General features: G+C 69.0%; 11 protein-coding genes. 1 reads left to right on the forward strand and 10 read right to left on the reverse strand.

Annotated elements, in window-relative coordinates; all coding sequences use genetic code 11:
• Nucleotides 1-50: 50 nt before the first annotated feature.
• The 7 genes from JMF86_RS24865 to JMF86_RS24895 form a co-directional block, all read right to left on the reverse strand.
• Entirely contained in the window at nucleotides 51-1,037 is a 987-nt protein-coding gene (locus tag JMF86_RS24865; RefSeq protein ID WP_011694586.1) for a YkgJ family cysteine cluster protein, read from the reverse strand.
• A complete protein-coding gene (locus tag JMF86_RS24870) occupies nucleotides 1,031-1,843 on the reverse strand; it encodes a MetQ/NlpA family lipoprotein (protein WP_011694585.1) in 813 nt (270 codons plus the stop codon). Before JMF86_RS24870 ends, JMF86_RS24865 begins: the two co-directional genes overlap by 7 nt.
• Nucleotides 1,840-2,889, reverse strand: a complete 1,050-nt coding sequence (locus JMF86_RS24875) for a formylglycine-generating enzyme family protein (protein WP_011694584.1) — start codon at nucleotides 2,887-2,889, stop codon at nucleotides 1,840-1,842. The genes JMF86_RS24870 and JMF86_RS24875 overlap by 4 nt, the downstream gene beginning before the upstream one ends.
• Before the next feature lie 15 nt (nucleotides 2,890-2,904).
• Nucleotides 2,905-4,875 (reverse strand): arylsulfatase, encoded by a 1,971-nt coding sequence (locus JMF86_RS24880; protein ID WP_011694583.1) that lies wholly within the window; start codon nucleotides 4,873-4,875, stop codon nucleotides 2,905-2,907.
• A 136-nt stretch (nucleotides 4,876-5,011) separates the two neighbouring features.
• Nucleotides 5,012-5,731: an SDR family oxidoreductase gene (locus JMF86_RS24885; protein WP_011694582.1), complete on the reverse strand. Its 720-nt coding sequence runs from the start codon at nucleotides 5,729-5,731 to the stop codon at nucleotides 5,012-5,014.
• A gap of 161 nt (nucleotides 5,732-5,892) precedes the next feature.
• A complete protein-coding gene (locus JMF86_RS24890; protein ID WP_011694581.1) occupies nucleotides 5,893-7,200 on the reverse strand; it encodes an MFS transporter in 1,308 nt (435 codons plus the stop codon).
• A gap of 153 nt (nucleotides 7,201-7,353) precedes the next feature.
• On the reverse strand, nucleotides 7,354-8,283 hold the full coding sequence (locus JMF86_RS24895) for a LysR substrate-binding domain-containing protein (protein ID WP_011694580.1): 930 nt from the start codon (nucleotides 8,281-8,283) through the stop codon (nucleotides 7,354-7,356).
• Nucleotides 8,284-8,409: 126 nt separating this feature from the next.
• Between JMF86_RS24895 and JMF86_RS24900 the strand changes: the two genes are divergently transcribed.
• The gene (locus JMF86_RS24900) at nucleotides 8,410-9,429 is read left to right on the forward strand and encodes an NAD(P)-dependent alcohol dehydrogenase (RefSeq protein ID WP_011694579.1); all 1,020 of its coding nucleotides are present in this window, start codon (nucleotides 8,410-8,412) and stop codon (nucleotides 9,427-9,429) included.
• Between the two features lie 72 nt (nucleotides 9,430-9,501).
• Here JMF86_RS24900 and JMF86_RS24905 read toward each other — a convergent pair whose 3' ends face one another.
• The 3 genes from JMF86_RS24905 to JMF86_RS24915 form a co-directional block, all read right to left on the reverse strand.
• Nucleotides 9,502-11,817, reverse strand: coding sequence for a TonB-dependent receptor (locus JMF86_RS24905; RefSeq protein ID WP_011694578.1), 2,316 nt, complete (start codon nucleotides 11,815-11,817; stop codon nucleotides 9,502-9,504).
• A gap of 195 nt (nucleotides 11,818-12,012) precedes the next feature.
• Nucleotides 12,013-13,230 carry an MFS transporter gene (locus JMF86_RS24910; RefSeq protein ID WP_011694577.1) on the reverse strand — a complete coding sequence of 406 codons (1,218 nt, stop codon included), beginning with the start codon at nucleotides 13,228-13,230 and terminating at the stop codon, nucleotides 12,013-12,015.
• The gene (locus tag JMF86_RS24915) at nucleotides 13,227-14,291 is read right to left on the reverse strand and encodes an ABC transporter substrate-binding protein (RefSeq protein ID WP_011694576.1); all 1,065 of its coding nucleotides are present in this window, start codon (nucleotides 14,289-14,291) and stop codon (nucleotides 13,227-13,229) included. Before JMF86_RS24915 ends, JMF86_RS24910 begins: the two co-directional genes overlap by 4 nt.
• Nucleotides 14,292-14,321 lie beyond the last annotated feature (30 nt).

Consider the following 14,321-nt stretch of genomic DNA (forward strand, 5'->3'; position numbering starts at 1 on the left):
CACGATTGAAAGAGCGCCAAGTGTACGGCACACGCGGCGTACCGCGAGCGTCAGGCGGCGAGCGGCGCGGCGTCGGCGCGATCGTCGAGCCACGCGTCGATGCGCGACGCATCTTCATGCGCGGTGGCTGCCGGTGCCGGCATCGCCGCGAGCGCTTGTCGCGCCCGTCCCAGCGCCTGCGCGAAGCCGCGCAATTCGTGCGTCGCGGGCCGGTCGGCGGCCTGTCGGCGCGCGAGTGCCGCTTCGACGTTCGCGCCGATCAAGGTCAGTTGGGCGTCGATGAAGTCGACGCACAGCGCGCGGCAATGCGCGGAAACCTGCGCGACGGCCAGCAGGACCGGCACGATCGACACGGTCAGGTAGCCGCCGGGCGCCAGCCGCGACAGCGCACGGCTCACGCCCGGCCCGCCGTCGGCCAGCGACGCGAACACGGCGTCGCGCCACACCGCGCGCTCGAACACGAGTGCCTCGCGATGCGCGTCGAGCGCCGCGCGATCCGCGACCTGCCCGGCCGTCACCAGCGGAATCGGGAACACCGATTCATCGGCAGACCGCGCATGCCCCGCTTCGACGATGCAGTTCGCGCCCAGCCACGCCGCATCGTCGCGCCGTGCCGCGAGCACGCGTGCCTGCAACCGGTCGGGCAGCATCGGATCGAGCGGCACCGCACCGCAGATCGAAGGCTTGTTCGCATGCACGCTGCAACGGCCGTCGTCGGCCAGCGCCGCGCAACGGCCCAGCGACGGATAGTCGTAGCCTTGCAGCGTCAGCGCGAGCCATTCGCCCTGCACGCCGCCGCCGCGATGGAACAGCCGGTCCGCCAGCGCATCGATCGCGGCGACGTCGTCCGCGTCGAGCACATGCTCGCGCCCGCCCGCCTGCCAGCGTTCGCCGATCCGCCGCTTCGGCACACGGCGAATCGTCAACGCGCCGACGAAGCGATGCCGATGCCGGAACAGCTCGCGCAACGACAGCGTCGGCGCGCTGTTGCAGCAGCGGCCGCACGCGTTGCACGCGAGCAAGTAGGTGTCTACCACGGCCGCCGCACCGAATCCTGGTAGCGCGTGAGGATGAAGCGCGCGACGTCATCCGAGTGATACGCGGCGACGAGCTGCGCGACCCACGGCTTCGCGCGATCGGCGTCGCGCACCGTGAGCACGTTCGCATACGGCGAGCGGGCGTCCTCGAGGCTGATGCTGTCGCGCGCGGGCTGCAGTCCGAAACGAGCCGCGTCGTCGCTGTCGATCGCGACGAACGCGGCCGTATCGAGCGCCGCGTAAAGCCGGTCGCGGCGCAGCGCGACGAATTTCAGCCCGAGCCGGTTGCCCGTCACGTCGCGCAGCGTCGCATGCAGGCCGGCTTTTTCGCGCAACGTCACCAGCGTGTCGTTCTGCAACAGCACGAGCGCACGCGCCATCCCGCGCGGATCGGCGGGAAGCGCAACCGTCGCGCCGGGTTGCAGTTCGTTCAGGTTCTTCAGCTGGCGCGAATAGAACGCCATCGGCAGCGTGACGGTCGGCGCGACTTCGGTCAGCGCGTAACGCTTGCGCGCACGGGTCGCGGCAAGCTGTTGCGCATCCTCGAAGCTGGCCGCGTCGATCCGCCCGTCCGCCAGCGCCGTGTCGATGCGCGACGCATTGTCGAATTCGACGACGTCGACGCTCAGCCCGCGCGCGGCCGCCACCCGCTTCACTTCGTCGAGGATCTGCGCATGCACGCCACGCGTGACGCCGACGCGCACGGCCGGCGCCGCGGCTTCGGCAGCCACTGCCGCGCCGTGAAGCACGACGCCGCATGCAGCCAGCAGCCACGCCGCCATGAAACGCCCGATGCGCGCCGTCATGACGCGTCCCTCAGGATCGTGCGAAATCCGATGTGCGACGCGCCGAGATCGGCTTCCTGCTGTTCGCGCGACGATGCGCGATAACGCACGCAGTAGTCTCGCGAGCACAGGAACGAACCGCCCTTGATCACCATCGGCGTATCGTGCCGGCGCGTCGGCGGTGCGACGGCCGCCGTATCGCCGTTCGTGTGCGACTGATGCGGGCCCGTGTACGCGTCCTTCGTCCATTCCCATGCGTTGCCGATCATGTCGTAAAGACGAAAGCCGTTCGCCGCATAGCAGCCGACGGGCGCCAATCCGGCGTGGCCATCCTCGGCCGAGTCGAGCACCGGAAACGCGCCCTGCCAGTAGTTCGCGGCCGGCTTGCCCTGCGCATCGCGCGGCGCCGCATCGAGCGATGCGTCGTCGCGGCCCGCCTTGCCCGCGTATTCCCATTCGGCCTCGGTCGGCAGGTCGCGGCCGAGCCAGCGCGCATACGCGAGCGCATCGCGCTGCGTGACGAGCGTCACCGGCAGGTTGCCGAGCCCTTCCACGTCGCTGCCCGGACCGTGCGGATGTCGCCACGACGCGCCCTTCACCCACGACCACCATGCGAGGTCGCGCGCGTTCAACTCGTCGCGGGTCGGCACATGAAACACCGCCGCGCCGCCCTGCTGCTCGGCCTCGGTCACGTATCCGGTGGCCTGCACGAACGCGGCGAACTGCGCGATCGTCACGTCGGTCTGGTCGATCCAGAAGCCGCCGACGCGCGTCTTGCCGTCGCCGACCGGGCGCTCGTCCGCATAGCCGCGCGTGCTGCCGAACACGAACGCGCCGCCGCGCAGGTGCACCATCCCGGCCTGCGGATCGTCACGCCACTTCGACGGCAGCCCCGAATAGCGTTCGCACTGGCGCTCCGAACCGAGTGGCGCGAGCGCGCGGCCGCGATTCAGGTCGTCGAACGCGCCGTCCGCCGGCGCCGCCGGATTCGCATAGCCCGCCGCGAACGCGGCGGCGAACAGCGTGGCGGCCAGCGCCGCGCCGATCGTCCAGAAACGCAACCGCATCGTATCGCCCCGCGATCAGTAGTAGCCGCGCGGACGCAGCGGTTCGACGCCGCCGACGTTGCCCATGTAGGTCTTCCACTGGTCGACCAGCGTGCCGATCACCGACGGGTTCTGCGCGGACACGTCGGTCGTCTCGCCGCGATCCGACGCGAGGTCGTACAGCTGCCAGTGACCGTCGAGCGGGCCGAGCGGCGGCTCGGTCCACAATGCCTTCCAGCGGCCGTCGGCGCTGCGCAGATACGCGCGGCCGTACGCTTCGTCGCCGAACGGCGTCGTGTGCACTTCGCCCGTCGCCGAACCGGTGAGCACCGGCAGCAGCGACTGGCCCGTGACCGGATACACATAGCGGTTGTTGTAGATCACCTTGCCCTTGTTCTGATCGACGCCCGTCAGCGTGTTCACCAGCGGCGGCGCCGGCTGCGACGGCGGCGTGACGCCCGCGACCGCGAGGAACGTCGCCGTGTTGTCGGTCACGTGCGTGAACGCGCGCAGCGTCGGCAACGATTGCGACTGGCCCGGCAGGTGCACGATCGTCGGCGTCGATACGCCGCCTTCGCCCGAATAGCCCTTCGTGAGCCGGAACGGCGCCGCGCTCACTTCGGCCCAGCGCAGCCCGTACTGCAGGCGCTGCGCATTCTGCTTGCCGTTGTCGGTGCCGAGCGCCGAATAGGTCGGCTCCTGCGCGTTCGCGGTGTCGGTCGCGGTCGGGTCGGCGCCGGAATCGATCGGCCAGCCTTCCGCGCCGTTGTCCGACTGGAACATGATGAACGTGTTGTCGTATTCGCCGATGTCCTTCAGGTGCTGGATCAGCAGGCCGATGTTGTAGTCGAGGTTCTCGACCATCCCCGCGTAGATCTCCATGTAGCGCGCCTGCGCCTTGCGCTCGGCCGGCGACAGGCTCGACCACAGCTTGTCGACCTTGCCGGGGCCGTAGTCGCTGTAGCCGTCGGCGGCCGAATGCACCGCGTTGATGTACTTCGCGCTGGCCGTGCCGTTGTTCGCGGTCGCGGGCGAGGCGACCGTCGTCTCGGGCAGCCCGTCGAACGGCTTGAAATCGGCCGGAATCAGGCCGAGCGCCTTCTGCCGCGCGATCCGCGCGTTGCGGATCGCATCGTAGCCGGCGTCGTACACGCCCGCGTACTTGTGCAGCCACGGATCGGGCACCTGCAGCGGCCAGTGCGGCGACGTGTAGGCCGCGTACGCGAAGAACGGCTTGCCGTCCTGCTTGTTCGCATCGATGTACGAGATCAGCTTCTGCGTATAGAAATCGGTCGAATAGAACACGGCCGGGCTGCCGCCCGTGCCGCCCGGCTGCCCGGGCTGGCCCGGCTGCACGTAGCGGCCGTCTTCCGTGTAGTTCGACGAGCCGGCCGGCTCGTGCGCGAAGTGGTTCGTCGCCGCGCCGCCGAGCAGCACGTAGCTGCGCTCGAAGCCCCACTGGTCGGGCGTCTGCCCGCTGCCCGTCGCACTGCCGACGATGCCCGAGCCGATGTGCCACTTGCCCGCGATATACGTGTGATAGCCGGCGTCCTTCAGCAGTTGCGCGAACGACAGCGCGCGATCGTTCAGGTAGCCCTCGTAGCCGGGCAGCCCGCGCCGCTCGTCGGTCGGCACGCCCATCGTGCCTTCGCCGACGAGATGGTGATCGGTGCCGGACACCAGCATCGCGCGCGTGATCGCGCAGACGGTGCCCGTGTGATGGTTCGACAGGATGCGGCCCGATGCGACGAGCGCGTCGAGGTTCGGCGTGTTGATCTCGCCGCCGAACGCATGGATGTCGGAATAGCCGAGATCGTCGGCCATGATGTACAGGATGTTCGGGCGTTTCGCGGCCTGGGTCGGGGTGGGCGTCGGCGTGACGCCGGCCTGCGACGGCGGCGCGTCGCTGTCGACGCCGCCGCACGACGCGAGCGACACCGCGCCGGCAATCGCGGCGCAGACGACACGGAAACGAAAAGCATGCAACGGCGACGCGGACTTTTTCATTATTGTTGACGCTCGATCTACGGGATCGGCGATCTTAGCGTCGCTCGTGCGGCGCCCAAAGTCGGATTCGTCACATGCTAACGGGGTGGGGGAATATGCGGCGCGTATCGTCCGCCACGCGTCGCGCAGCCGTGCATCAACTGCGCCCGCCGAGGCTGCCGCCGCCGTCCACCGATAGCACCTGCCCGGTGACGAAACCGGCTTCGTCCGACAAGAAAAACACGGTGGCGGCCGCGACGTCGTCGGCCGTGCCGAGCCGGCGCGCGGGAATCGTCGCGAGCACCTTGCGCTCGGCTTCGCTGCCGACCGGCCGCGTCTGGCGGAACAGTTCCGTCTCGATCGGGCCCGGCGCCACCGCGTTGACGGTCACGCCGTGTTCGGCGAGTTCGAGCGCCCACGTGCGCGTGCAGCCGACCAGCGCGTTCTTCGCGGCGGAATACGCGGTGCGGTCGAGGCTGCCGAAGATCGCGCGGCTGCAGATGTTGACGATGCGCCCGTAGCCGCGCGCCTTCATCGCATCGGCAAAATGCTGCGTGACCTGGATCGCGGCCCGCACGTTGAGATCGAACACGGTCTGCAACGACTGGAAATCGATCTTTCCGAGTGGTTGCGGCAGCACGATGCCCGCGTTGTTGACGATGCCGTCGACATGGTGGCGTTCGCCGATCCGCGCGAGCGTCGCGGCGGTCTGTTCGATATCGGCGAGATCGCACGCGAGCAATTCGCCGGGGAAGTCGATGCCCTGCGCGTGCCGCGCGAGACCGACGACGCGATGGCCGCGTCGGGCGAGCGTGGTGCTGATCGCGAGGCCGATGCCGCGTGATGCGCCGGTGACGAGATAAGTGCGGGATGACATGGGCGTGCCCTTGGGAAGGAATCCGGAGGAAATGGCGCAACGCGCCTTGTGGTCACCCGGCGCGCGCGTGCTCCGCCCGATTGTGCCGCAGCGACGAGAAACGCGTACGGTCGATGCCTTCTCGTCGCGTTCGATGCGTCACCCTCACACTCGCCAGTCGCTCACCCAACCCGCCCCGCCGCCACCGGCATCGCGCGCCGCGACGCGATCCGCAATGCGAGCACACCGCCCGCCAGCAACGCGACCGCGACGAGCAGCAGCGCGAGATCGTACGAATGCGTGACGTCCTTGATCCGCCCCATCACCGGCGGCAGCGCGAGCCCCGCGATGTTCGCGACCGCGTTGATCAGCGCGATCGACGCGGCCGCCGTGAGGCCCGACACGTATTCGGTCGTCACGGCCCAGAACACCGGCGTCGCGGCCCAATTCAAGCCGACCGCGAACACCAGCAGCGCATACGCGACGGGCAGCACCGGCGTGTAGATCGCCGCGACCAGCAACGCACCGGCCAACAGCATCGGCACGCCGAGATGCAGCGCGCGTTCTCCGCCGAGATCTGAATGCCGGCCATTTAGATACATCGCGACGCATGCGAACAGGAACGGCAGCGCGGACAGGCTGCCGACCGCGAAACTCGACTGCCCCGACAGACTCTTCACGAGCAGCGGCAGGAACAACGTCAGGCCGATCGTGCCGAACGCCTGCAACAACCAGAACGCGGCGAGCGCCCACACCTTGCCGTCGCCGAACGCACGCCGCAATGCGACGCCATGCGACAGATGCTCGCGCGGCGCGCCGTCGCGCAGCGTCGCTTCGAGCCACGCGCGCTCGTCGGCCGGCAGCCAGCGCGCGTGCGCGGGCGTATCGGGCAGGCGGCGCAGCACGACGAACCCGAGCAGCAGTGCGGGCACGCCTTCGAGCAGGAACAGCCAGCGCCAGCCCTCGACGCCGAGCACGCCGTTCAGGTTCAGCAGCGCGCCGGACAGCGGCAGCCCGATCACCGACGCGAGCGTCGCGCCGATGTAGAAGAACGACATCGCACGCGCCCGGTCGCTCTGCGGATACCACGCGGACAGGTAGTAGATGATGCCCGGCGTGAAGCCGGCTTCGGCCGCGCCGAGCAGCAGGCGCATCGCGTAGAGCTGCCCCGGTGTATGCACCGCGCTCATCGCGGCCGCGACGATGCCCCACGTGATCATGATCCGCGCGATCCAGCGGCGTGCGCCGACCCGCGCGAGGAACAGGTTGCTCGGCACCTCGAACAGGATGTAGGTCACGTAGAACAACCCCGCGCCGAGCCCGTACATTTCGGCGCTGAGACCGAGGTCGGCATTCATCTGCAACGCCGCGACCGAGATGTTCGAGCGGTCGATATACGCGACGAGGTACAGCAGCATCAGGAACGGAATCAGGCGCAGGTTCAGGCGTCGCATCGTCGCGGCGTGCAACTGCGGGGCGGTGGCGGTCATCGGCATGTCTCCTGGATCGTCTCGCGTGAGGCGCGGCGTCATGCAGGCCAGTCTAGGAGCCCCGTGAAATTCGCGTCAATTACCGGGATGTGTTCTCGATATATGAGACACGAGCGGGCGCGATGCGCGGCCAACCGGGTTGTCGCGCCGTCGTCATGCGCGTACCCCGTTTGCGTCGTCGGACGCCAGCATGTGCGGAATCTCGTCGACCAGCGCATCGACGACGGCCCGCACCTTCGACGGCACGTGGCGCGCCGCCGGCCGCACCGCGAACACCTCGGCGCCCGACACGCTGTTGCTGTCCATCACGAGCGCGAGACGGCCGTCGCGCAAGTACGGCGCCATCAGCCAGCACGGCAGCCACGCCAGGCCCGCGCCGGCGGCGGCCGCATCGGCGATCGCCTGCAGGTCGTCGAACCGCAGGCGGCCGGCCGCGCGATGGTCGTGCACCGCGCCGTCCGCGCCGATGACTCGCCATGGTGTCGGCTGTCCGCCGCGCGAATACGCGATGCCGACGTGTGACGCCAGTTCGTCGAGCCCCGACGGCCGGCCGTGACGCGCGAGATACGCGGGCGATGCGCAGATGCCCATGCGCTGCACGCCGAGCTTGCGGCCGACCAGCGCGCTCGTATCGGCCAGCTCGCCGATGCGCACGGCCAGGTCGAAACCGTCGTTGACGAGGTCGGCCACGCGATCGCTGAACGACATGTCGATTTCGAGCCGCGGATGGCGCTCGACGAGACGCCGCACGACGGGCGCCACGCACTGCCGCCCGAACAGCACGGGCACGCTGACGCGCACGCGCCCGGCCGGCTCGCGACGGCCCGCGTCGAGCGCGGCTTCCGTTTCGCCGAGTTCGGCCAGCAGCCGCCGGCACTGCTCGTAATAGACGAGCCCTTCGTCGGTCAGGCCGAGCTGGCGTGTCGTGCGCTGCAGGAGCCGCGCGCCGAGACGCAGTTCGAGCCGCGCGACGATCTTCGCGACGGCCGAGCGCGTCATGCCGAGGCGCAGCGCCGCCGCTGCGAAGCTGCCCGATTCCACCACGTCGACGAATTCGGCGACACCTCTCAGCCGTTCATCCATGCCGCTCCGCTCCGGTGCGATGACAGGGTTGTTTCCATGCCGGCGACAATCGTTGGCCGAATTCTCGCCAATGCGTCTACCTGCGCAACACTATGATAGTCCGGACTATCTCGAAAAGGAGTCGACATGCATGCATGGCACCTCAAACCGGGCGACGGCATTGCCGGGCTCGGGCGTATCGACGCGACGCCGCGCGCGGTCGGGCCGACCGACATCGTCGTGAAGATCCACTCGGCCGCGCTGAACTATCGCGACCTGATGTTCGCGCGCGGCGACTATCTGGGTATCGGCAAGGAAGCGCTGATCCCGGTCGCCGACGGCGCCGGCGAAGTGGTCGAGACCGGCCGCGACGTCACGCGCTTCAGGCCGGGCGACCGCGTGATCAACACCTACTTCCCGCGCTGGATCGACGGGCCGCCGACGCCGCACAAAGTGTCGGGTTCGCCCGGCGCGCAATTCGACGGCGTGCTGGCCGAACGCTTCGTCGCCGACGAAACCGCGCTGGTCGCGATTCCCCCGCATCTCGACTACGACGAAGCGGCGACGCTGTCGTGCGCGGGCATCACCGCGTGGAACGCGCTGTTCGTCGGCGGCGGATTGAAGCCGGGCGCGACCGTCGTGCTGCTCGGCACGGGCGGCGTATCGATCATCGCGCTGCAGCTCGCGCAGGCCACGGGGTTGCGCACGATCGTCACGTCGTCGAGCGATGCGAAGCTCGAACGCGCCCGCGCACTCGGTGCGGACGCAACGATCAACTATCGGACGACGCCCGAATGGCAACATGAAGTATTGCGGCTCACCGGCGGCGCGGGCGCGGATCTCGTCGTCGAAGTCGGCGGCCGCGATACGCTGCCGCGCTCGATCGCCGCGACGAAGCTCGGCGGCATCGTGTCGATCATCGGGGGCCTCAGCAGCTTCGGCGGGCCGGTACTCGATCTGCTGCCGCTGATCGGCGGCGTCAAGCAACTGCACGGCTTCATGGTCGGCAGCCGCGCGATGCTCGACGACGTCGTCCGGCTCGTCGACGCGAAGCGGATCAAGCCGGTGGTCGATCGCGTGTTCGGCTTCGACGAAGCGCCGCAAGCGTATGCGCACCTGCAATCGGGGCAGCACTTCGGCAAGGTGGTGATTCGCGTCGCGTCGTGATGCGTGCAGGGACGACGTACCGCGGCTCGACGCGCCAGGCGCCGGCGCCGCGGCAGGCGTCTCCCGTCAGCGTCAGATCTTCGCGGTCAGCGTGATCCCGACCGTGCGCGGATCGCCGTACAGCGTCGGATACGCGCCATACGACGGCAACAGCTCGAGCTTCTTGTAGACCTTGTTCGTCAGGTTCGTCACGTAGCCGGTCACGATGTACTTCTGGTTCGGCGTCGTGTACGACACATGCGCGTTCAGCACCGTATAGCCGCCCTGCCACAGCTGCGGCATCGTCTGCCGCGTCGCGCTGAAGTACTCGCGGCTGCGGTAGTTCACGTCGCCGCCCGCCGTCAGCGTGCCGAACGACACCGGTACGCGATAGTCGAAGCCCGCGTTCAGCGTCGTATGCGGCGAACGTGCGAACGAGTTGCCCACGGCCGTCGGCACGTTGCGGAATTCCGTGTAGCGCGTGTTCAGCATCCCGAGGTTCGCGAACAGGTACAGGCTGTTGACCGGCTGCGCCTTCAGCTCCAGCTCGAAGCCGTCCGCGCGCCCCTGCCCCGCATTCGACAGCGTCGACACCGGCGGCCCGCCGAACGGGTTCGGCGCCAGCGCGAACACCTGGATGTCGCGATAGTCGTAGTGGAACACGCTCGCGTTGACGATCAGCCGCTTGTCGAACCATTCGCTCTTGATGCCGACCTCGTAATCGGTCAGGTACTCCGGCGACACGGTCGACACCGTGCTCTGCGTATAGGCGTTGCCGTTGTAGCCGCCCGAGCGGAAGCCGCGCGCATAGCGGAAATACGCGCGCACGTTGCTGCTGAGCGCATATTCGGGCGTGAGGTCCCAGGTCGGCGCGCGCCAGGTGTTGGTCTGGTTCTGCCGCGCGCTGACCGCGAGCGGCGACGACACCGACGACGGCGACCACCAGCTGTTCGGATCGCTGAACGTCACGTTGCCGGTATCCTGCAGCCCGGTCAGGTTGATGGTCTTGCGCTCGATCGTGTAACGCAGCCCGCCCGTCACGTTGAAGCGGTCGGTGAACCGGTACTTGACGCTGCCGAAGATCGCCGCGCTCTGCGTGTGCTGCGTGAGATCCGTCAGGTGGTAGTACGCGGGCGACGGCGAGCCCGGCAGCCCGCCGCCGGCGCCCTGCTCGGCCAGTTGCTCGGTAAACAGATGCGTGCCGACGATCCAGCTCAGGCGGTCGCTCTGCGGCGATTCGAGCCGGAATTCCTGCGAAAACTGCCGGCTCGACAGGCGGTCGTGCGAGCGCGCCGCATCGAACGGCGAATAGTCCTCGTCGTCCTGGTACCAGCGGTGCAGCCCTTCGAACGCGGTGATCGACGTCAGCGACACCGCCGGGTTGATGCGCCAGTGCGCGGTCAGCGACGTGCCCCACGTCGAGATGTGATCGCTCGACGGCGCATTGAGCGACACCGTATACGGATCGCTCGACCCGACGAAGCCGAACTGGTTCGTGCCGCCGCGCCCCGCGCCTTCCGCGTGCCATGCGTTGCCGCCGCCCGTGTAGTTGCGGCCATGGATGTTGAACAGGAAATCGGTGTCCGACGTCGGCACGGCGAGCACCTGGAAGCGCACCGCGTTGTCGTGGAAGCCGCCGAAGCGCCCCTGCTGCACCGTGTTCGTGTAGAAGCTGTCGGCATTCTCGTGATACACCGACACGCGCGCGGCCAGCACGTCGTTCTTGCCGATCGGCCCGCCGATCGCCGCTTCCGCGAGCCGGCTGTTGTACTGGCCGAAGCCGAGCTTGCCGTAGCCGCTCACGTCGAACGTCGGCTTCTGCGACGTGATGTTGAGCGCGCCGCCGACCGTATTCTTGCCCCACAGCGTGCCCTGCGGCCCGCGCAGCACTTCGATGTGGTCGAGGTCGAACAGCGGAAAGCCCTGCCCGAACACGCTGTTGATGTACACGTCGTCGAAGTACACGCCGATCGGGCTCAGCGACAGGTCCGACGGATCGTTGCTGCCGACGCCGCGCAGGAACCAGCGCGGCCGTTCGCGGCCCTCGGTCGATTGCCCGGTGAAGTTCGGCACGTACTTCGTCACGTCGTTGATCACGCGCAGCTCGTTGTTCTTGATCGCATCGCCGCTCAGCGCGCTGACCGCGACCGGCACGTCCTGGATGCGCTCCTTGCGCCGGCGCGCCGTCACGGTCACCGTGCCGAGGTTCGTTTCGCGTACGGCCGTACCGCGGTCCGCACGCACCGCCTTCGGTGCGGCCGCGGCCGCATCGTCCGATGCCTGTTGCGCCGGCTTCGCGTCCGGCGCCCCCGCCGTCGCCGCGCCATCTTCCGCCCATGCGGGCGACGATACGACGCCGCCCGTCAGCAGTCCCCCCAGCGCGGTGACGATTAGTTTTTTCCTGAACATCGATGAGTCATCCTGTTTGATCGGTTGAACGCAGTGCGTGCGCGACGCACGGGTTCTCTCATGCAATTCGGATGCCAGCATCGACAGGCCCGTCGCACGGGGCGCGCGGCGGGCCTGCTGCGCCCGTGTTGCTGCATGCGCATCTGTGTAAGCGGAAAATTGCTGGTCACGCAACACCGCACGATGCCGAATTCGTTAGGACAGCTTCGCAGGCAGCGCTTGCGTCGCGCCGCGACGCCCATGTGCGAGCCGCAGCGCGAGTGCGACCAGCACGACGACCGGCAGCCAGCACAGAAATACGGCCCGCAACCCGACGAGCGGCGCGAGCGCGCTGCCGACCAGCGGGCCGCAGAACGCGCCGGTCATCGACGCGAGGTTGTAGAGGCTCGATACCTGGCTCTTGTCGGCCGGATGACGGCCGAGATGCTGCATGTTGACGAGATGCAGCAGCGACGAGCCGGCGCACAGCGCGGCGAGCCCTGCACCGACGATCCACGGATCGCGCCCGAGGCCGAGCGCGAGCAGCCCGGCCATGCCGCCCGCGAGGCCGAGTGCATGACAGCGGCGCTCGGTCATGCGCTGCGCGACGTGCCCGAGCCCGAACAGCGCGATCACCGCGACCGCGCCCTGCAATGTCAGCAGTGCGACGGCACGCGTCTGCGTGAGGCCGAGCGACTGGATCGCGAGCACCACCGTATAGGTGCCGACGAGCGCGCGCGTCGCGCTGTTCACCGCTTCCACGACGAGCTGCTCGCGGATGCCGCGGCTCCACGCGAGCGCGAACAGCGCGCGCAGGCCGCCGGTTCGACGTGACGCGCCGGGAGACGGTGGCGCCGCCTCGCCGAGCAACCCGCGGCTGAACAGCGCCATCCCCGCGAAGCTCGCCGACGCCACGCAGAACGTCGCGACCGCACCGTGCGTGCCGATCAGCCCGCTCGCGAGCCACGGCCCCACCATCCCGGTGCCGATCGACATCGCCGCGCGATACCAGCCCGCGCGGGCGAGGCCGATCTGCGCGAGCCGCGCGAGAAACACGCCGTTGATCGACACGATCCGGAACGGGATGCACAGCCCGATCAGCCCCTGCGTGAGCGCGATCAGCGGCCACGCGCCCGTGAACGGCACGACGAGATTGAGCAGCATCGGCCCCATGCTGGCGGCGAAGTACACGCGGCGCGCACCGTAGCGCGCGACCAGCAGCCCGGCCGGCAACGTCATCAGCGCGATGCCGAGCGGCTCCATCGCGGCGATGATGCCGAGCCGCGCGTCGTCGACGCCGAGCGCCAGCGCATACAGCGTCGTCGCGAGCTGCGCCATGCTGATCGTCGTGCCGCTCGCGAGCGCGAGCAGCATGAAGCCGCCGGTGAAGCGCTCGCGCCGCCATGCGTCGGCGACGCGTGCCGGCGTGCTCACCGCGACAGCGTCGCGATGCCGTCGAGCGCGCGCCGGTCGATCCACGCGCGCACGTCGAAGTCGGCGGGCAGGAACCGCCAGTCGACCAGAAAGCGCTTGAAATCATCGAGCGCGGCGATCGACGCTTCGTCGAGATCCGTGCGCAGCCGCCGGTGCACGTCCACGCCGTACGCGAGCCGCAGCGAGTCGTGGCCCGACCCCGTCTCGCGGCCGAGATAGCCGAGCACTTCGTGCTCGTGCTCGCGCGCCCACCCTTCGACGTCGGTCACGCGTGCGAGAAAGCGGCTGACGATGTCGGGATGGCGTTCGAGCGTCGACGCATTGACGGTCAGCGGGCGCGGCGAGCCGTTGTTGATGCGGATCTGCGGATCGGGATGAAAGCCGATGTCGACCACCGGTTGCGCGCCGATCAGGTGCGCGGTTTCGAGCCCGAGCGAACCCTTCACGTAGATCGCGTCGACGTCGCCGCGCACCAGCGCGGCCGCCTCGGCCGCATAGAGCCGCCGGCTCGACAGGCTCGCCGGATGGCTGAACGCCGCGTCGCGGGTCGCGGGCGTCGCCACCGGCGCGCGCAGGTTCGATGCCGGTACGTCGACCCATTCGACGTCGCCGGGGCCGAGCCCGTCGAGCGACAGCGCACTCACGAAGCCGCGCAGCGCCGCCGCGCGGAAGATGTCGATCCGCTCGCCGTCGCGGCGCGGCAGGCCGATGCGGCGCCCACGCAGGTCCTTCGGCCGCGCGAGGCCGGCTTCCGGCAGCGCGACGATCGCCTGGGCCTCGTCGACCCAGGTCAGCGCGACCACGCGCGTGTCGGCGCCGGACGCACGCGCCCACAGCGCCGGAATGCTGCCGCCCTGCCGGAACGCGTTGTCGAGCGAATGGTCGACGTGCGCGTGATGCAGCGCCGCGTGCTGGCTTTCCTGCAGCGCGCGCACGGTGATGCCGTCGCCGGCGAATTCGTGATCCAGCCAGCCGAGATGCGCGGCGATGCCGAGCGGTGTCGGCACCGGACAGCGCGTGTACCAGATCGACTGAACGTTGTGTGAAGCCGTGGTGCTCATGAATGCGTTCGCAAAAAAGGAGTCGTGAAA

Origin of the sequence: Burkholderia sp. E168m15 (assembly GCF_016586105.1) — a bacterium.
Taxonomy (GTDB): domain Bacteria; phylum Pseudomonadota; class Gammaproteobacteria; order Burkholderiales; family Burkholderiaceae; genus Burkholderia; species Burkholderia orbicola.